The organism is Streptomyces sp. NPDC101225 (assembly GCF_044767585.1).
In the GTDB taxonomy this organism is placed as follows: domain Bacteria; phylum Actinomycetota; class Actinomycetes; order Streptomycetales; family Streptomycetaceae; genus Streptomyces.
In genome coordinates, this window is the sequence record NZ_JBIWOE010000004.1 from 391,940 (window position 1) to 410,301 (window position 18,362).

The 18,362-nt window shown below is 72.1% G+C and carries 14 protein-coding genes; 4 read left to right on the forward strand and 10 right to left on the reverse strand.

Annotation, left to right across the window (positions count from 1 at the left end; translation table 11 throughout):
• Positions 1-5: 5 nt before the first annotated feature.
• Positions 6-1,541, reverse strand: a complete 1,536-nt coding sequence (locus tag ACIRPX_RS08615; protein WP_404190169.1) for an LCP family protein — start codon at positions 1,539-1,541, stop codon at positions 6-8.
• 72 nt (positions 1,542-1,613) lie between these two features.
• Here ACIRPX_RS08615 and ACIRPX_RS08620 point away from each other — a divergent pair, with 72 nt between their 5' ends.
• Positions 1,614-2,642, forward strand: coding sequence for a glycosyltransferase family 2 protein (locus ACIRPX_RS08620; RefSeq protein ID WP_404190172.1), 1,029 nt, complete (start codon positions 1,614-1,616; stop codon positions 2,640-2,642).
• Positions 2,643-2,681: 39 nt separating this feature from the next.
• Here the strand turns inward: ACIRPX_RS08620 and ACIRPX_RS08625 are convergent, their stop codons facing one another.
• The 5 genes from ACIRPX_RS08625 to ACIRPX_RS08645 form a co-directional block, all read right to left on the reverse strand.
• Positions 2,682-4,301, reverse strand: a complete 1,620-nt coding sequence (locus tag ACIRPX_RS08625; RefSeq protein ID WP_404190175.1) for an LCP family protein — start codon at positions 4,299-4,301, stop codon at positions 2,682-2,684.
• Between the two features lie 271 nt (positions 4,302-4,572).
• On the reverse strand, positions 4,573-6,207 hold the full coding sequence (locus ACIRPX_RS08630) for an LCP family protein (RefSeq protein WP_404190177.1): 1,635 nt from the start codon (positions 6,205-6,207) through the stop codon (positions 4,573-4,575).
• Between the two features lie 108 nt (positions 6,208-6,315).
• Positions 6,316-8,037, reverse strand: coding sequence for an LCP family protein (locus tag ACIRPX_RS08635; protein WP_404190180.1), 1,722 nt, complete (start codon positions 8,035-8,037; stop codon positions 6,316-6,318).
• A gap of 240 nt (positions 8,038-8,277) precedes the next feature.
• Entirely contained in the window at positions 8,278-9,450 is a 1,173-nt protein-coding gene (locus ACIRPX_RS08640) for an LCP family protein (protein WP_404190183.1), read from the reverse strand.
• A gap of 206 nt (positions 9,451-9,656) precedes the next feature.
• Positions 9,657-10,415, reverse strand: coding sequence for a TIGR03089 family protein (locus tag ACIRPX_RS08645; protein ID WP_404190186.1), 759 nt, complete (start codon positions 10,413-10,415; stop codon positions 9,657-9,659).
• A 129-nt stretch (positions 10,416-10,544) separates the two neighbouring features.
• Between ACIRPX_RS08645 and ACIRPX_RS08650 the strand changes: the two genes are divergently transcribed.
• A complete protein-coding gene (locus tag ACIRPX_RS08650) occupies positions 10,545-11,951 on the forward strand; it encodes a peptidoglycan recognition protein (protein WP_404190189.1) in 1,407 nt (468 codons plus the stop codon).
• A gap of 185 nt (positions 11,952-12,136) precedes the next feature.
• Positions 12,137-13,219, forward strand: coding sequence for a sugar phosphate nucleotidyltransferase (locus ACIRPX_RS08655; RefSeq protein WP_404190192.1), 1,083 nt, complete (start codon positions 12,137-12,139; stop codon positions 13,217-13,219).
• Between the two features lie 88 nt (positions 13,220-13,307).
• Here ACIRPX_RS08655 and ACIRPX_RS08660 read toward each other — a convergent pair whose 3' ends face one another.
• The 4 genes from ACIRPX_RS08660 to ACIRPX_RS08675 form a co-directional block, all read right to left on the reverse strand.
• Positions 13,308-14,318 carry a DNA-3-methyladenine glycosylase family protein gene (locus tag ACIRPX_RS08660; protein ID WP_404190194.1) on the reverse strand — a complete coding sequence of 337 codons (1,011 nt, stop codon included), beginning with the start codon at positions 14,316-14,318 and terminating at the stop codon, positions 13,308-13,310.
• Between the two features lie 96 nt (positions 14,319-14,414).
• Positions 14,415-15,752: a coenzyme F420-0:L-glutamate ligase gene (locus tag ACIRPX_RS08665; RefSeq protein WP_404190197.1), complete on the reverse strand. Its 1,338-nt coding sequence runs from the start codon at positions 15,750-15,752 to the stop codon at positions 14,415-14,417.
• The gene (gene cofD / locus ACIRPX_RS08670; RefSeq protein WP_404190199.1) at positions 15,749-16,708 is read right to left on the reverse strand and encodes a 2-phospho-L-lactate transferase; all 960 of its coding nucleotides are present in this window, start codon (positions 16,706-16,708) and stop codon (positions 15,749-15,751) included. The genes ACIRPX_RS08665 and cofD overlap by 4 nt, the downstream gene beginning before the upstream one ends.
• A 34-nt stretch (positions 16,709-16,742) precedes the next feature.
• The gene (locus tag ACIRPX_RS08675; RefSeq protein WP_404190202.1) at positions 16,743-17,255 is read right to left on the reverse strand and encodes a cysteine dioxygenase; all 513 of its coding nucleotides are present in this window, start codon (positions 17,253-17,255) and stop codon (positions 16,743-16,745) included.
• A 716-nt stretch (positions 17,256-17,971) separates the two neighbouring features.
• Between ACIRPX_RS08675 and ACIRPX_RS08680 the strand changes: the two genes are divergently transcribed.
• Positions 17,972-18,235, forward strand: a complete 264-nt coding sequence (locus ACIRPX_RS08680; protein ID WP_003975777.1) for a WhiB family transcriptional regulator — start codon at positions 17,972-17,974, stop codon at positions 18,233-18,235.
• Positions 18,236-18,362: the final 127 nt, after the last annotated feature.

Genomic DNA, 18,362 nt, shown 5'->3' on the forward strand with positions numbered 1-18,362 from the left:
CTCCGTCACGGGCACGCCACCTGGTCTCCCGTCACCACCCCGGACTCCCCGAGGTACCCGTCCTCCGCGCGCACCGTGCGGACCTGCTTGAAGTCGGACCCGGCGATCACCTTCAGCGTCGGGCCGAGCCCCTTGACCGCTTTGAGCTCGCTGCCGGGCAGCGCGGCCGCCAGCGACTTCGCGGAGCGGTCCCAGCCGGGGTCGTAGGCGACGACCGTCCGCCTCAGGGTGCGGTCCTCCGCGTTCACCGGTGCCCGGGTCGTCCGGAAGCCCGCCGCCGCCAGCGCCGCGTCGACGCGCTTGCCCAGCCCGTCGGTGGCCGTGCCGTTCTCCACCTGGACCCGGATCTGCTGCGGAGCCACCTCGACCGCCACGGCCGCGGGCCGGGCCGGGCCCGCCGCCAGGGGCTTGTCGTCGCGCAGGGACCTGAAGAGGCGGTCCGCCTTGGCGGTGTCCCACTTCAGCGTCTCGCCGACGCCCTTCACGACGAACTTCATCTGCCCGATGGGCACGGTCGCGAACTCGGAGGACGAGGGGGAGAAGTTCCGCATCGCCCGCCCGAGGTCCAGCAGTTCGTCGGTGCCGAAGCCCTTGTCCGCGCGCACCGACCCCAGCACCGCCCGCGTCACGTCCCGGAACTTCATCGGGTTCAGCAGGATGCCGGAGGAGGTGGCCCGGTCCACCAGCGCCGCCAGGAAGCGCTGCTGGCGCTTCATCCGGCCGAGGTCGGAGGCCCCGTCGACATGGCGGGCGCGGACGTACTGCAGGGCCTGGCCGCCCGTGAGCCGGTGCGTTCCGGCGGGCAGGTCGAGTCCGGTGTAGGAGTCCTTCAGGGGGGTGGCCGTGCAGATCTGCACCCCGCCGAGCACGTCCACGGTCCGCATGAAGCTGGTGAAGTCGACCTCCAGATAGTGGTCGATCTTCACATGCGTCATGTCCTCGACGATCCGGACGGTGAGGTTCGGGCCGCCCTCCGCGTACGCCGCGTTGATCTTGATCGGGTGGGCGGGGATCCGCCTGCCGGTCCCCGCGTCGACGCGGGCGGGTGTCACGGCGTACGAGTCGCGCGGCAGGCTCACCACGCTCGCCCGCTCCCGGTCCTCCGAGATGTGCACGATCATGATCGTGTCGGTGCAGTGGCAGGGGGCACCGCCCAGGTGGTACCGGCGCCGCTCCTCGTCGCTGATCCGGTCGCGGCCGTCCGTCCCGACCAGCAGGACGTTCATGCCGTGCCCGGCCTGCGGGCGGTTCTTCATGTCCTTGAACGGGTCGACGCGCGCGATGTCCGCGTCGAGGCTGGTGACGACCGCGTGCCCGATCCCGGCCGAGGCGAGCACCACGACGGACAGGGTCGTGGCCGCGCGCATGGCCCAGCGCGGCTTCTTCCGCCGTACGGCGGGCCGGGGCCCGCGCTGAGGGGGCGTACGGGGCGGCTGGGTGCGGCGCTGCGGACGGGCGGGCGCGGCGGACCGAGGCTGCGTGGGCAAGGGGGACACCTCCGGCGTCGGCCGTACGTGGGATCGTGAGCACCGTAGGCCCATACGATCTGCGGCCCGGGCCACCGCCCCGGCGGGGCGCAAAGGTGTCCCCCGTTCGCGGTAACGTAACGGGCGATGAACGCCAATCCCGACGTGCAGCTCCCCGCCGTTTCTGTGATCATGCCCGTCCTCGACGAGGAGCGGCATCTGCGCGGAGCAGTCCAAGCGATCCTCGCGCAGGAGTACGCCGGCGAGATGGAGGTCGTGATCGCCCTCGGTCCGTCCACGGACCGTACGGACGAGATCGCCGCCGAACTCGTCCGCGACGACCCGCGCGTCCACACCGTCCCGAACCCGACCGGGCGCACCCCAGCCGCCCTGAACGCCGCGATCAAGGCATCCCGCCACCCGGTCGTCGTCCGCGTCGACGGCCACGGCATGCTCTCGCCCGACTACATCGCCACCGCCGTACGGCTCCTGGAGGAGACCGGCGCGCAGAACGTCGGCGGCATCATGCACGCCGAGGGCGAGAGTGACTGGGAGCACGCCGTCGCCGCCGCCATGACCTCGAAGATCGGGGTCGGCAACGCCGTCTTCCACACGGGCGGCGCCGCATGCGCGGCCGAGACGGTCTACCTGGGGGTGTTCCGGCGCGAGGCGCTGGAGCAACAGGGCGGCTACAACGAGGAGTTCATCCGCGCCCAGGACTGGGAGCTGAACTTCCGCATACGCGAGGCGGGCGGGCTGATCTGGTTCTCGCCGGAGCTGAAGGTCTCCTACCGGCCGCGGCCCAGCGTGAAGGCACTGGCCAGGCAGTACAAGGACTACGGCCGCTGGCGGCACGTCGTCGCCCGCTACCACGAGGGCTCCATCAACCTGCGCTACCTCGCGCCGCCGACGGCGGTCTGCGCCATCGCGGCCGGTCTCGTGGCGGGCGCGGCGCTGACCCCGTGGGGCTTCGTGATCCCCGGCGGCTACCTCGCGGCGATCGCCCTCGGCTCCCTCCCGGCGGGCAGGGGCCTGCCGCTGAAGGCACGCCTGCAGATCCCGGTGGCGCTCGCGACCATGCACATGTCCTGGGGCTGGGGCTTCCTGACCAGCCCCAGGGCCCTGGCGAAGAAGGTCATCGCCTCCCGCCGCCCCGCGGTGCTCACCTCCAACTGAGCACCGGGGGCGGTGGGGTGCCTTCTGCGTCGACCCGGACTACCAGGTGTAGCCCGGGTTGACGTGCATGCACTGCTTCTCGTCCGAGCCGTTGATGGCCTGCGCGGAGTCGGGGGTCCTGTCCTCGTCCTTCGCGGCCGTGTAGGCCGTACCGGAGCGCCAGTCGGCGCCGACGACCAGCGTCACCCCGTCGGCGTCCGCGGACTTCTCCACCGCCGACTCCGGGACCCCGAGCGCCTTCGCCACCCGCTGGGCGTCGCCCTCCAGGCCGGCGCTCGGGTAGCGGATCACCGTCTTCTCCTCGCCGGGGACCGCCGAGGAGTCGGCCCGCGCCTCGGTGAACCCCTTGCCGACGAGCAGCTCGGCGACCGCGTGCGCCCGCCCGGTCGCCGCGGCCCGCGTGCTCGACCGGGTGCCGTTCTGCACCCGTACGGCGATCCGGTCGTCCGCGGCGGCCGGGTCCGTGGACGCCGCGGAGGCGGCGGACTTCTTCTTGTCCTTGCCGTCCAGCGCGATGTCCTCACGCACCAGCCGGAACAGCTGGTCCGCGTCACCGGGCCTGGGCACCACGCGGCCGCTGCTGGTGGCGGAGTACTGCCAGGGCATCGTCGTCATGGTGATGCGCGCGGTGGGGACCTTCCTCAGCTCCCGGCTCAGGTCGTACAACTTCGCCACGCTGCCCAGACCGTCGTCGACGGTCAGCGCGCCGGTGGCCGTCTCGGCGAGACGGCGCAGCCTGTTCGGACTGGCGAGCGTGGCGTTCTCGCGCAGCCGGCGGACCATGGCGTTCATGTACTGGTGCTGGGCCTTGGCCCGGGCGATGTCCGTGTTGTCCTCGAAGCCGTACCGCGTGCGCAGCCACTGAAGGGCCTGCACGCCCTTGACGTACGTGGTGCCCTTCCTCAGCTTCAGGCCCGAGCCGTGGCCGTCGGCGGACCTGGAGTGGATGTTGGCGTCCACGCAGACCGGTACGCCGCCGATGGCGTCCGCCATGGACACCACGCCCGCGAAGTCGATCATCATGAAGTGGTCGATGTGGATGTGCGTCAGCTTCTCCCAGGTCGCCACCGTGCAGCCGGGGCCGCCGCGGCCGAGGGAGTCGTTGGTGATCGTCGAGGTGAGCGCCCCGTAGACCTTGCCGGTGGCGGGGTCGGTGCACCTGGGGATGTCGACCAGGGTGTCGCGCGGCATGCTCACGACCGACATGTTGGTGCGGTCCGCCGAGAGGTGCAGCAGCATCTGGACGTCGGCGCGCGGCGCGGTGTTGAAGGTGTCCTTGGCGCCGCCGAGCTTCTGGTTCTCCTTGGAGTCGCGGGCGTCGGAGCCGATCAGCAGGATGTTCAGCGGGGTCTGCCCGGCCGCGTTGGCCTTCGGCTTCCGCGCCCTGTCCTTCGCGTCGCCGAGGTTGAGGTCGGACTTCTTCAAGTTGCCGTTGAGGTGGCGGTAGTAGAGATAGCCGGCCCCCGCCGTGCCGAGTATCAGCACCGCCAGCACCGTCGCCGACCAGCGCAGGGCGCGGCGTCTGCGGCGTCTGCGGTCGCCGTCCGCACGGCCCTTCCCGCGCCCGGCCCCGCCGTCCGGCCGTTCCCCGCCCCGCGGCCCGGGGGACGTCGTGTCCCCGGCCGCGGGCTCCTGTCCGCGCACACTGCTCCGCGCCACCCTGCTGCCCTCCCACCCCTGTGCCCGCACCGGTTCCGTGCCGCGCCCGACGGGCCGCACCACGGACCCTTCGGGTCACCTGCCGGCGACCGTGTAGTCCGCCGCGGACTGTCCGACCTCCCGGGCACCCGTCCCCCCGGACGGGTCGAGCGGGAGGGCGCGCCGCCTCTGCGTCGTCCGTGCGACATCCGAACGCGAGCGCGCCTCATCATTGTGCAGCCAGATAGGAGAATGCTGTGGGCCTGCGTGGCGGTTCGCCCGCCACCACCCGCTACCAGCGGTAGGGCGCGTACACGTCCATGCACTGACTGCTGTCCGAGCCGTTGATCGAGTCGGCACTGCTCGGCAGGCCGTCGCCCTCGGGCTCGGCGTGCTGGTACGACGCGCCGGCGCGCCAGTCGGCTCCGACGGCGAGCGTGACGCCGGAGACGTCCGTCGACCTCTGCACCGAACTCAGCGGAATCCCGAGCGACTTGGCGACGCGCTGCGCGTCGCCCTCCAGCTCGGCGGTCGGGTAGCGGACGACGGTCCTGCCCTCGCGGAGCCCCGCCGTCGTGTCCTTGGCCGCCCGGGCGAACCCCTTGCGCACGAGTTCCCCGGCGACCGCGCCCGCGCGCCCGGGGACCGGGGCGAGCGTGGCGGAGCCCGTGGCGTTCTGCACCAGGACGCCGATCCGGTCGTCCGGTGCCGAAGGGGCCTTCGTCGCCTCCTGCTTCCCCTTCTTCCCGGCCGCTTCCCTGCCCTTGCCGTCGAAGGGCACGTCGTCGCGGAGCATCTGCCACACCTTCGCCGCGCCGGCGCCGTCCGGCAGCAGGTGGTTGGCGTCCTTGGGGTCCTCGACGTTCGGCATGGTCAACGACGTGATGCGGTCCGAGGGCACCGACTTGAGCTGCATGCCCAGGTCGTAGAGCTTCTTCACGGTGCCGATCTCCTCCGAGACCTTCAGCGACCTGGTGGCCGCCTCGGCCAGGTCGGTCAGCCGGCCGGTGTCGGTGAAGACGTTCTGCTTCCGCAGCGTGCGCAGCATCGAGTTGAGGTACATGTGCTGCGCCCTGGCCCGCATCGGGTCGCTTCCCCAGGCGTGCCGGGTGCGCAGCCACTGCAGCGCCTGCTTGCCCTTGATCTTCCTGGTGCCTGCCGTCATCTTCAGGCCGGAGCCGCCGGGCACGGCGGCCGTCGGGTGGTCCCACACGTTCTGCCGCACGCAGACGTCGACGCCTCCGATGGCGTCGGCCATCCGCACCACACCGGCGAAGTCGATCGTCATCCAGTGGTCGATGTAGACCCCGGTGAGGTTCTCCCAGGTGGCCAGGGTGCAGCCCGCTCCGCCGCGTGCCAGCGAGGTGTTGATGATGTCGTTGGTCGCCGGGTAGGTCCGGCCGGTGTCCGGGTCGGTGCACCGGGGGATGTCGACCCGGGTGTCACGCGGGATGCTGACCATCGCGGCGCTCTTGCGGTCCGCGGAGAGGTGGATGAGCATCTGCACGTCGCCGAGCGGCGGGTTGCCGCGGTTGTCCCTGCTGCCGCCCAGCTTCACGTTCTCGTCCGAGTTGCGGCTGTCCGAGCCGATGAGCAGGATGTTCAGCGGCCGCTGGCCGGCCGCGTTCGGCTCGGCCTGCCGGGCCTTGGCGTCCCCGCTGCTGCGCTCGCCCTTCTGGATGTTGGCGTTGAGGTGGCGGTAGTACAGGTATCCGGCGCCGGCCGTGCCGAGTATCAGTACCGCGAGCGTCGTCGCGGACCATCTGAGCACCCGGTGCTTGCGCCGCGGTCCCCGCCCCCGCGGCCGGCGGTGCCCGCCGTGGTCCGCGTCGCTTCCCGTCCTGTCCCCGGCCCGCGCCGCCTCCCGGCCGCCACCGCGCCGAACGTCCGGTCGAGGTGCCTCTTTGCGCACATCGCTCCGTGTCATCCCCCGTCCTCCCCACCCTTGCGCCGACGCATGGGCCTGCCATGCGTCCTGTTAGACGCACGACAGGCCCGTGAGGTCACTTGGCGCGGCGAACCTTGTCCGCTCAGGTCACTTGGCGCACTCCACCTTGTCCGCCGTGGACTTGTCGACGTCCGGCGCCTTGGTCGCCGCCGTGAGCGGTTCGCCCGCCTCCCCGAAGTCCTTGCCCAGGGTCAGGGTCATCGTCGGCAGGCCCTGCGCGTTGGTCACGCTCTTGCCGGGCTTCAGGGCCGCGCCGGACAGCCCCATGATGGCGGCCAGCCGGCGCGCCTGGTCGGCCTGGTCCGGGGCGTACTCGAGCGTCGTCCTGCTGAGCGCCGAGTCGGCGTTGCCCGCGTTCTCGGACTTCAGCACGCCCGCCTGGTTCTGCAGGTACTCCAGCTCCGCCTGCGCGCTGCCGGCGGCGGCGCCGCCGTTGAGGATCCGCACGCGCACCTCGGAGGCGGCCGACTTGCTGCCCTTGAGGCGGGCCGCCACGGAGGCCGCCTCCTTCTTCTTCTCCTGCTTGACCGCGGTGAAGGAGATGTCGTTCTTGATCGCCTGGAAGACCTGCGGGGCCTTCGTGTCGTTGAGGACGACGGTCGCCTTCACCTTCTCGGCCGGGTTGTCGACCACCGGCACGGTGGTGAACGTCAGGTTCTTCGGGTTGAGCTTGCCCAGCTCCAGGCCGAGGTCCTTCAGCTTGCCGATGCTGTCGAGGTTGGAGTCGACGGTCAGCGCCTTGGTGCCCGCCTCGGCCACCTTCACCATCTTCGCCGGGTTGGTGAGCGTGTCGTTCGACTTCAGCTTGCGCATCAGCGCGCTGAGGAACTGCTGCTGCAGTGTGATCCGGCTCAGGTCGCCGCCGAAGCCGACCGCGTGCCGGGTGCGGACGAAGGCGAGGGCCGTCTCGCCCTCGATGTGCCGCATGCCCTTCTTCAGATTCAGGTGCGAGTCCGGGTCGTTGATGTCCTTGCCGAGACACACGTCGACGCCACCGACCGCCGTGGTCAGCGTCTTGACCGCGTTGAAGTCGGCGACCATGAAGTTGTCCGGCGTGATCCCGGTCAGCTCCGTGACGGTGCGGGCGACGCAGCTGGGCGTGCGCTCGTCCTGGCCGAGGCTGGTGTTGAAACGGACGCCCGTGGTTCCCGGGATGACCTTCTGGGTGCCGTCCTCCTGCTCGGTCGGGCAGTCCGGGATGTCGGTGATCAGGTCGCGCGGAATGCTCAACGCGGTTGCGTTGGAACGGTCCTTGGAGACGTGCAGCAGGATCGTGGTGTCGGCGTGCCCGACGCTGCCGGAGTCGCCGTACTTCGTGTTGCCCTTGCCGGTGCGCTTGTCGGTGCCGATCAGCAGGATGTTGATCGCCTTGCCCTTGCTGAAGCCACCGGTGCTCGCGCCGTCGTCGGAGACGGACGTGATGTTGTCGTTGAGGTGCTTGATGTAGAGGTAGGCGCCGCCGGCCACGGCGAGCAGCACGAACGCCATGCCGCCGCCCGTCCACATCAGGGCCTTCTTCGCCTTCGACTTCTTCTTCGCGGGACGGCGGCCGCGCCGGCCGGGCGGCGGCTCGTCGGGCACGGCACGGCGCCGGCGCTGCGGCGGTACGTCACGGCCGGGGGCCTGCGGGCTCGCGCCGCGGGACCGGGCCGGGTCTCCTGCGCGAGGAGCGGATCTGCGCGGTCCTGGAACCGTCGATCGCGGTGTGGAAGGGTTCAGTCGCAGTTCGTATTCGCCGGTGTTCGGATTGAGCACCCACTGGTCTGCGGGGTCGACGTTGTCCGCCCGCCCACGGCTTTGCGCGTCCACGGTTGTCCGAATCCTCCGTCTGCGCCACGCGGCGCCTTCCCCCTCAAAGGCGCTCTGGTCATGGTCTCGCAGTGCACGGCCCCAGGAAGAGTCGCGGTTGGGTGCACCGGATCGCTCACACTATCCGCCCAGTTCAGCGCCAAGCGACGTCGGTGACAAATTCCACGTCCCTACAAGGGGGCAATCCGCCCATTTCCCGGAACTTTCTTGGGGCTGCTGTTCGTCGCCTTGGTGTTCGCTTTAGGTGCACCGGTCCTCGGCGGCGGTGTTCCCGCTGAACGTCGGAGCGGGCGAAACGGATGTTCCGGGCCGGTAGGGGCGCTTTCCGTCGGAGTTTCCGTCGCCCTTCGTGGTCGAATTGCGACTCTTCGCATCGGAATCCCGCCCGGACCTGGTGACGGCCAACGGCGCGTCCGTGCGCAGCCGTTCGAACAGCTTTTCCGCCTCGGGTTCCACGAGTTGGTCGCGATTTGCGTTGTGGACGTACGACTCGCGCGGAACCGTGAGGAATTGCACGCGTTCCGCTGGGATGTCGCGCACGCCGCGCACGAGTTCGTACAAACCCCGCAGACTCGCCAGACCCGGGTCGGTGGTGAGGGACGACGTGGCGGCGTCCAGCACGGGATAGAGCTTCACCGGATTCAGCAGTACGTCATTGCTCTGCACCTTGGTGACGAGCGCGCCGAGGAATCGCTGCTGGCGCTCCATCCGGTCGGTGTCGCTGCCGTTGCCGAGGGTCTTGCGGGCGCGCACGTAGCCGAGGGCCTGCTCGCCGTCGAGCGTGACCCGTCCCGCGGGCAGCTTCAGCTTGGCGTCCTTGTCGTCGATCGGCTGCTTCAGGCAGACCTGGACGCCGTCGACGGCGTCGACCATCTCCTTGAAGCCGTGGAAGTCGATGACGACGTGATGGTCGACGCGCACGTCCGTGAGTTTCTCGACGGTCCGGATGGTGCAGGCCGAACCGCCCACCGCGAAGGCGTAGTTGAACATCGTGAAGGCCGGATCGGAGCGGCTCCCGTCGGCGCGCAGGCACGAGGGCACGTCCACCATCAGGTCGCGGGGGAGGGAGATCGCCGTGGCGGTGTGCCGCCCCTTGGACAGGTGCAGCAGGATCGTGGTGTCGGACCGCTCGGTCCCCGAGTCGCGCCCGTAGCGGGAGTTGCCGTTCCCGGAGCGCGAGTCCGAGCCGATCACCAGGATGTTCTGCGCGTCCTTGACGAGCGAGGTGGGTCGCTCCTTCTCGTACCGCGCCAGTTCGCGGGCGGCGGCCTCGTCGGGCGTGATGTTGCCGTTCAGCTTCAGGTACAGCACCCACCCGCCCCCGGCGGTCCCGGCGGCCAGCACGGCGACGGCGATCCCCCCGTACCGCAGCCACCGCCGCCGCGGGCGCACCGGTCGTCTCAGCCCTTTCACGTGCCGCTCCACCCCTCATGGCGTATGAACGTGCTGGTTCTACGACCATGCCCCGGTGGCGAGCGCGGGGGCGGGCGCTGCTGATCCGAACGGGTGACTGCGGTTCTCCTCGTCCCGGGGGCACGCGGCCGGTCCGCGGCTCCGCCGCGTGGGCGCGACGGGCCACGACGAACCCGCTCCCGCGGGCCGGCGGCCGCCCCCGCCCGTTACGGGCGGCGCACCACCGACACCCGTTCACTCTCGATCCGCCCGGCGACGGCCTCCTCGCCCGCACGCTCCAGATGCCGGCACAGAACCACCGACCCCCCGACGGCGAGCGGCCCGTACAGCCCGGCGTTCAGCCCGTCCCACGTGTCGTACGGCAGCCCGGACAGGACGCGGGCCCCGGGCCCGGTCAGCCCGAGCTCCGCCGCCTCCGCGACCGCCCGCTCGACGACCTCCGCCCCGCTGAACTCCCGCCCGGCCACGATCAGCGCCGGCTCGTCGGGATCCACCGGCGCGAAGGGCGCGAACCGGTCCCCCTGACCCGGCACTTCCACGGCGTAGTCGGTGAAGCCCGACGGCGGTTGCGGGAACCGTCCGCCCAGCGGCCGCAGCGCGAGGGCGACCCGCTCGCCCCGGCAGGCCCGCGCGGCGTCCAGCGTGTCCGGCCCGCTCACCACGACGTCGGCCGCCGCGGGATCGCCGCCGACGTCCGCGACCGTCCCCACCGACGCGCACGCCAGCAGCCACACGGCCGTCTGCCAGTGCGCGGGCAGCAGCAGCGCCACCCGGTCGCCGGGCCCGGCGGCCAGGTCGCCCTGGAGGAGGTTCGCGGTCTTGGCCACCCAATTGGCGAAGGTGGCCACGGACAGTTCGACGCGCTCGCCCGTGGCGTCGTCGTAGAAGGTCACCAGGGGGCGCGCGGGGTCCGCGGCGAGCGCGGAACTCAGCAGGTCGGCAGGGGTGCGGTCGGTGGCGTTCACCCGGGCAAGCGTACGCGGGCGCCCGGTCGGGCACCGCCCGGCGTCGCCACCGGTTCGGGCGAACGGCAGCCGACGGTCCGTCAATTCCCGGATGGACAGATATGTCTGACTTTGCGCAAGATCATGATTATGCGTCGACTCCTCGCCTCCTCGATCGTCTCCTCGATCGGCGTCGCCTGTGCGACCGCCCTCGTCCTGCCGCCGACCCTGCCCGCCGCCGCGGCGACCGCGAGCCGCGCGGATTCCGTGGCGGCCGCCGCCCGGTACGACCTTCCCGGCAGTACCCGGTCGCTGCCGCTGCGGCCGCTCGGCGCGCTCGCCCGCGCCATCGGCTCCCCGGCCGCCGGCGAACTGGGCCTGACCCGCCGGGACGTACGGCGCTTCTCGATGGTCGGGGTCGTGTGGGACGACCCGGACACCGAACTGCACGGCCGCGTCCAGGTCCGCACGCGCGCCACCGGCTCGGGCGTCTGGTCCGGCTGGCAGGACCTCGAGACCCACAACGACGACGCGGCCGACCCGGGCGCCGCCGAACGCGCCTCGGGCCGCGTCCGCGGCTCCACCGCACCGCTGTGGGTGGGGGACTCGGACGGGGTCGAGGTCCGGGTCCGGGCCGAGAGCGGGGCCCCCGCGAAGGCGCCGGCACCCCGCACCCGCGCCGCCTCGGGCGCCGCGGCGCTCCCGTCGGGGCTGCGTCTGGAACTCGTGGACCCCGGCGGGCAGGGCGGGGCGCCCGGCACCCCGGGCGCCGCGCCCCGTACCGGAACCCTCGGCGCCGAGCCGGCCGAGGCGCTGGCCGCCTCCGCCGCCAACGCCGACGTCGCCCCGCTCGGCGCCACCGAGATCCCCGAACTGAGCCGCGCCGCGACCGAGCGGGAGCTGCGGACCCTGGGCGAGCCCGAGTTGACGGCCGCTCAGCGCGCCAAGCCGTACATCGGCCCGCGTCCCCGGATCATCACGCGCCGCGGCTGGGGCGCGGACGAGAAGCTGCGCGAGAAGGGCTTCGTCTACACGAAGAAGGTCAAGGTGGCGTTCGTCCACCACACCTCGTCCGGCAACGGATACCGCTGTTCGCAGGCCGCCTCCGTCATCCGCGGTATCTACCGCTACCACGTCAAGAGCATGGGCTGGCGCGACATCGGCTACAACTTCCTCGTCGACAAGTGCGGAAACATCTACGAGGGCCGTGCCGGGGGCGTGGCGAAGGCCGTCTACGGCGCCCACACCCTCGGCTTCAACACCAACAGCATGGGAGTCGCCGTCCTCGGCAGCTTCGGCTCGCACAAGCCGCCCGCGGCCGCGCTGCGCGCCATCTCCCGCCTCACCGCCTGGAAACTCGGTCTCTACGGTGCCAACCCGCGTGGAAAGGCGTATCTGACGTCGAGTGGTGGCAATCTCTACCGAAAGGGAAAGAACGTACGTCTCCAGGTGATCTCCGGGCACCGTGACGGCTTCGCCACGGCCTGTCCGGGCACCCAGCTCTACCGCAAGCTCGGCACGGCCCGCTCGACCGCCGCGCGCTACCAGGGGCGCTAGGGCCGCACCCCGGACGGCGCGCGGGAGTTGGGCGGGGCGCACGAGGACCACGTGCACGCCATCGGGGGACACCGGGTGGAACCGCGCAGCACCGCACGGCCGTCGAAGGCGCCACACGACGATCTGCATACACTGGCCGGCCGAAAGACAGTTCGGCCGGTCCCGGCAGGAAGCAGAGACGACAGGTGACAGAAGCGATCCTCCTGGTCGGCGGCAAGGGCACCCGGCTGCGGCCGCTCACGGTCCACACACCGAAGCCCATGGTCCGGGCGGCCGGCGTCCCGTTCCTCACCCACCAGCTGGCGAGAGCGAGAGCGGCGGGCGTGGACCACATCGTCCTCGCCACGTCGTATCTGGCCGAGGTCTTCGAGCCCCACTTCGGCGACGGCTCGGCCCTCGGCCTCCACCTCGAGTACGTGACCGAGGAGGAGCCCCTCGGCACCGGCGGCGCCATCCGCAACGTCGCCTCCCGTCTGCACTCCGGTCCCGACGACCCGGTCCTGATCTTCAACGGCGACATCCTGACGGGCCTGAACATCCGCGCCCTGGTCGACATCCACGACAAGACCCGCGCCGACGTCTCCCTGCACCTGACCAAGGTCACCGACCCGCGCGCGTACGGACTGGTCCCCACGGACGAGACCGGCCGCGTCCTCGCCTTCCTGGAGAAGCCGCAGACCCCCGAGGAGATCGTCACCGACCAGATCAACGCGGGGGCGTACGTCTTCCGCCGCTCGGTCATCGACACGATCCCGGCGGGCCGCCCGGTCTCCGTGGAGCGCGAGACGTTCCCGGGCCTGCTCGCGGCCGGAGCCCATCTGCAGGGCATGGTCGACTCGACGTACTGGCTGGACCTCGGCACCCCTGCGGCGTTCGTCCGGGGCTCCGCCGACCTCGTGCTCGGCCGCGCCCCGTCGCCCGCCGTCCCCGGCCGCTGCGGCGACCGGCTCGTCCTGCCGACCGCGTGCGTCGCCCCCGACGCCAAGCTCACCGGCGGCACGGTGGTGGGCGAGGGTGCCTTCGTGGCGGAGGGCGCCCGGGTGTTCGGCTCGACGATCCTGCCGGGCGCCGTCATCGAACCGGGCGCCGTCATCACCGACTCCCTCATCGGCACGCGCGCACGCGTGGGTGAGCGCTCCGTCCTGACCGGCACGGTCATCGGCGACGGCGCGGTCGTCGGCGCCGACAACGAACTGCGCGACGGAGCACGGGTGTGGTGCGACGCCCGCATCCCCGCGGGCTCGGTGCGTTTCTCCTCCGACCAGTAGCCGCCACCCGTGCCGCCAGGGCACACACCCGGGGGCGTCCGGCGCGGCGCCCCCGTGCCGTTCTCCCCGGCTGCGGCTGCGGCCGCGGTCAGAGCCGTCCGATGTCGCCCTTCGGCATCCGCGGGGCGCGTCTCGGCGGTGTCCGGCCGCTGAGCAGGATCAGCCGGGCCGCCCGGTGCCGCTGTCCGGCATACGGCTCCAGCAGCTCCAGCATCATGGCGTCGTCCGCGTCCCGGTCCCCGGCCAGCGCCCATCCGACGATGCCGGGCAGATGCAGATCCCCCACGGTCACGGCGTCCGGCGCCCCGTGGCTGCGCTGCACCGTCTCCGCCGACGTCCACGGGCCGATCCCGGAGACGAGTTCCAGCCGCGCCTGCGCGGCCGCCGGATCCATCCGGGCCGCCTCCTCCATCCGCGCGGCGACCCGCACGGCCCGCAGGATCGTCGACGCCCGCTTGTCGTCCACGCCGGCCCGGTGCCACTCCCAGGACGGGATCAGCGCCCAGGTCCGCGGCCCCGGCATCACCCACAGCCGCCCGCCCGCCGCGGGCCCCGGCGCCGGCTCACCGAATCTGCGCACCAGCAGCCGCCACGCCTGGTAGGCCTCGAGCGTCGTGACCTTCTGCTCCAGGATCGACGGGATCAGCGACTCCAGCACCAGTCCGGTACGCGTCAGCCGCAGTCCCGGCCGCCGGTGCCGGGCGAGCGCCACCAGCCGGTGCCGGGGCGCGAAGGCGTCCGGGTCGTCCGCCGCCCCGAGCAGCTCGGGCAACTGCTCCAGCAGCCACTCGGCCCCCGGCCCCCACGCCTCACCGCGTACGGCGGCGCCCTTCGCGGCGACCCGCAGCGTCCCCGGCCCGGCCGGGGTGAGGCTGGCCCGCCACACGGCTCCGTCGGGTGTCGCCCGGAACGTCGGATCGCCCGGTCCACGCCGCAGCGGCCCCAGTACGAGCCCGAGGTCGACCGGCGCCTGCGGCACCACCGTCCGCACCCGCCCCGGTGCCGCGGCCTGCCGCGGCACCCCGCCGCGCGCGGGTACGGCGACGTGCCCGCCCCGCACCGTCGTACGGGTGGGCCGGGGAGCGAACCGTCCTGCCATGGATGAAGTCCCGGGAGACGTGGGGAACCCTGTGGGGCACAGGGAAGTGGGGCAAAGGGAAGGGGCCCTACGAGATTAGGCGCACACGCGCGTGGGTCACCGGACCTCCATGAAGCTCCCCGCGTCCCGCTCCGGCCTCGGCCGGGGTTCCCCGGCCGGATGCCCGACCGCGACGGCACCCATCGGGTCCCAGTCCGCGGGCAGCGCCAGCGCCTCCCGTACGACCTCGCGGCAGAACATGGTCGACGACACCCAGGCCGATCCCAGCCGCTCCCCGGCGAGCGCGACCAGGAAGTTCTGCACGCCGGCGCCCGCGGCGACCACGAACATCTCCCGCTCGGCGCCGTCCCGCCGCGCGTCCCCGTAGGTGTGTGAGCCGTCCATCACCAGACACGGCACCACCAGACACGGCGCGTTGCGCAGGACGTCGCCCCGGCGCACCCGCTTGGCGATGGACTCCTCGCTCTTGCCGTCGCGCCGCAGATCGGCGATCCAGGCGTCGCGCATGGCGTCCAGCAGCCCGGTCCGCGCGGCCTCGGACTCCAGCAGCACGAACCGCCACGGCGTCGTGTGATGCGGCGCGGGCGCCGTCACGGCCGCGGCGACCGCCCGGCGTACGGCACCGGGGTCGACCGGTTCGCCGGTGAAGGCGCGCACCGTACGCCGCTGGGTCACCGCCGTCCGTACGGCCTCGGACGTCCCGAGCCGGAACATGTCGTCCCGTCCACCGCGCACCATGGCCCGCGCCCCCTCCCCGTCGTGCTCCGCCACCACGTGCGCGAGCCCGCGTACGACGGCGACGGGCAGCCCGGCCGCCTTGCCCTTGACCAGGTCGCCGGCGGCGGCCAGTTCGTCCGCGGTGGCCACGACCGTCGCGCTGAGCGGATTGCCGTGGGCGTCCGTGCCGCCGCGCAGGTCGTCCAGGACGCGGACACCGGCGGCGCCGATCGCGACGTCCGTGAGCCCCGAGCGCCACGGGCGCCCGAAGGTGTCGGTCACGACGACCCCGACCTCCACCCCGAGGGCGTCGCGCAGTCCGTCCCTGATGGCCCGGGCGGACGCGTCCGGGTCCTCGGGCAGCAGCAGCACCGTGCCGGGCGGGGTGTTGGAGGCGTCGACCCCGGCCGCGGCCATCACCAGGCCCTGCCGGTTCTCGACGATCCGCAGATTCCCGCGGCGCGCCACGACCCGTACGGTCTCGGCCTCGATGGCGGCCTCGCGGTCGTCCCCCGCGACGGTGCGGCCCTCCGCCTTGGACACGATCTTCGAGGTGACGAGGATGACGTCCCCGTCGGCGAGGCCCGGTTCGGCGGCGGCGACCAGCTTGGCGACGTCGTCGCCCGCGGCCACCTCGGGCAGTCCGGGCACGGCCCAGACCCGGAAACCGGGCGTCCCGCCGGAGGGCGCGGCGCCCCGGGAGGTCCCCTCGCTCAAGACGGCCGCACCTCCTCCGCCAGCGTGAGCGCCTCACGCGCCATCCGGGCGGTCGCCTCCAGGTCGGTCATCATCAACGGCACCGCCCGGCAGCGGATCCCGGCGCCCTCGACGCGCTCCACCACGCCCGCGTCCACGGTGTCGACCAGCCAGCCGTCCAGCAGCCCCGAGCCGTAGTGCTCGGCCACCGCCGCGGCCGTCGACTCCACGCCGACCGCCGCGAGCACCTTGTCGGCCATCCCGCGCACGGGCGCGTCCCCGACGATGGGGGAGAGGCCGACGACCGGCACGCCCGCGTCGGCGATCGCCTCCCGGATGCCGGGCACCGCGAGGATCGTGCCGATGGAGACCACCGGGTTCGACGGCGGGAACAGCACGACGTCCGCCTCCGCGATCGCCTCCAGCACCCCCGGCGCCGGCTTCGCCTGCTCGGCGCCCACCGGCACGACCGCCTCGGCCGGCACCGACGCCCGCAGCCGCACCCAGTACTCCTGGAAGTGCACGGCCTTGCGCTCGCCGTCGACCTCGACGGCCACATGCGTCTCGACCCGGTCGTCCGTCATGGGGATCAGCCGCACGCCCGGTTTCCAGCGGTCGCACAGTGCCTCGGTGACCGCGCTGAGCGGATAGCCGGCGCCGGTCATCTGGGTCCGCACGATGTGCGTGGCGAAGTCCCGGTCGCCGAGGCCGAACCACTCCGGCCCCACGCCGTAGGCCGCGAGCTCCTCCTTGAGGTGGAAGGTCTCGTCGGCCCGACCCCAGCCCTGCTCCTCGTTGATGCCGCCGCCGAGCGTGTACATCACCGTGTCGAGGTCCGGGCAGACCTTCAGCCCGAAGAGGTGGATGTCGTCCCCGGTGTTGCCGATGACGGTGACGTCCGCGTCCGGCGCGGCCTGCTTGAGACCACGCAGGAACCGGGCACCACCGATGCCGCCTGCCAGAACCACAATGCGCATGGGGCCCAGTCTTACAGGCGGGTGGGACAACGCGTCAGGCGGTTACCGCGTCGACCTCGCCGTACGCCACCGGGGCCGCGGTGCACGCGGTGTGCATCGGCATCTCGGTGAGGCCCGGGTAGTAGACGTGCAGGCTGACCGCCGGCTCCAGCGCGTCGTTGACCACCTCGTGGACGTACCCGGGCGCGAACACCCGCTGCGTGCCCGTCTCCAGCGCGCGCGTGCCCCGCCGGGTGCGCTCGGTCAGGGTGCCGTCCAGGACGGTCAGCACACCGGCGGAGCGTCCGTGGTCGTGCGGTCCGCTGCCCTGGCCCGGCACCCAGGACAGCAGCCACACCTCGTAGCCCGGGCCGGTGCGCAGCCGGTGGTACCAGCGTGTCGTGGCGTCGTAGGCGACGAGGTGCTCCCACTGCGGGCGGTCCGCGGCGACGGCGCGGGCCAGGCCGACGAACTCGGCGACGGTGGCCGGGTGTTCGCGCGGGGGCTGGAGCAGGTGCGGGACTTCGAGGATGTCGCCGGCGATCTGGAGGTCGTTGTCGCTGTTCATGGGGTGCGGTGGTTCCTCGGCGAAGAGTGGGGGCTGGCTGGGGTCGCACGCCGTCCGCCGGGACCGCGGACGGCAGGGATGCCCTGGCAGGGCGTCGGGCAGGGGACGGCAGCCGAGTCGGGACGGACTCGAGGGCAGCCGGAGCGCGTACGGCTCAACAGCTGGAACAGCAACAACAGCTACAGCGAGCGCGGGCAGCACCGTGGGACCCGGTCGTGCGGGTCGAGGTGAGTGCCGGGTTCGCGAGCATGCCCCCAAGGACAGCGGCTCACCCCTTCAGTGTCAACTCGGCGCCCGGCATGTGGGACATGGTTCACCTCATCCGGTTCATGTCCGAGGTGAAAGGTTTGTGCTCGCGGCCGCCGGGACACATGGCGCACAACCGGGCGCACAAGCCTCGTTGCGATCCCGTGATCCGACTGTGATCCGGTTTGCTTCGGGAGGCGCGTGGAACGAGTTCGGATCTACGGGCGTCCTTCCCCGTACAGGCTCTGCACGGGGTCGGCAGCCCTCGCGGGCCTCGTCTGCGTGTCAAGGTTTATGCCGATTTGAACACTTTCCGCATGGCCTTGGTTCCGCAGAGTGAATAAGGGGCCCAATAGCAGATCTCGGCTTGACTCGCCCGGAGCAGCACACTTGTAATTTCACTCGTGTCGTTCAGCCGGGATCGGTAACGGCTACATCACGGGGACGCGAAAGACAGACGAGGGGCGCACATGACCGAGCTGGTGCAGCAACTGCTGGTCGACGACGCGGACGAGGAACTCGGCTGGCAGGAGCGCGCGCTGTGCGCCCAGACCGACCCCGAGTCCTTCTTCCCCGAGAAGGGCGGCTCCACCCGAGAGGCCAAGAAGGTCTGCCTCGCCTGTGAGGTCCGCTCCGAGTGCCTCGAGTACGCCCTTGCCAACGACGAGCGCTTCGGCATCTGGGGCGGCCTGTCCGAGCGGGAGCGGCGCCGCCTGAAGAAGGCCGCCGTCTGACCCGAAGGCTCCGTACTCCTCCGTACTCCTCCGTAGGCGAACGGCCCGTCGCAGGTGGGTTATCCACAGGCGGCGGGCCGCCGCCATGCCCAGCCGATAGTGTGGTCGCTCGTCCGAGGCGCCTCGT

Coding starts and splice junctions, on each gene's coding strand:
- ACIRPX_RS08620 (WP_404190172.1), top strand. CDS start 1,614: ATGAACGCCAATCCCGACGTGCAGCTCCCCGCCGTTTCTGTGATCATG.
- ACIRPX_RS08660 (WP_404190194.1), bottom strand. CDS start 14,318: ATGGCAGGACGGTTCGCTCCCCGGCCCACCCGTACGACGGTGCGGGGC.
- ACIRPX_RS08615 (WP_404190169.1), bottom strand. CDS start 1,541: ATGGGCCTACGGTGCTCACGATCCCACGTACGGCCGACGCCGGAGGTG.
- ACIRPX_RS08630 (WP_404190177.1), bottom strand. CDS start 6,207: ATGACACGGAGCGATGTGCGCAAAGAGGCACCTCGACCGGACGTTCGG.
- ACIRPX_RS08675 (WP_404190202.1), bottom strand. CDS start 17,255: ATGAACAGCGACAACGACCTCCAGATCGCCGGCGACATCCTCGAAGTC.
- ACIRPX_RS08650 (WP_404190189.1), top strand. CDS start 10,545: ATGCGTCGACTCCTCGCCTCCTCGATCGTCTCCTCGATCGGCGTCGCC.
- cofD (WP_404190199.1), bottom strand. CDS start 16,708: ATGCGCATTGTGGTTCTGGCAGGCGGCATCGGTGGTGCCCGGTTCCTG.
- ACIRPX_RS08680 (WP_003975777.1), top strand. CDS start 17,972: ATGACCGAGCTGGTGCAGCAACTGCTGGTCGACGACGCGGACGAGGAA.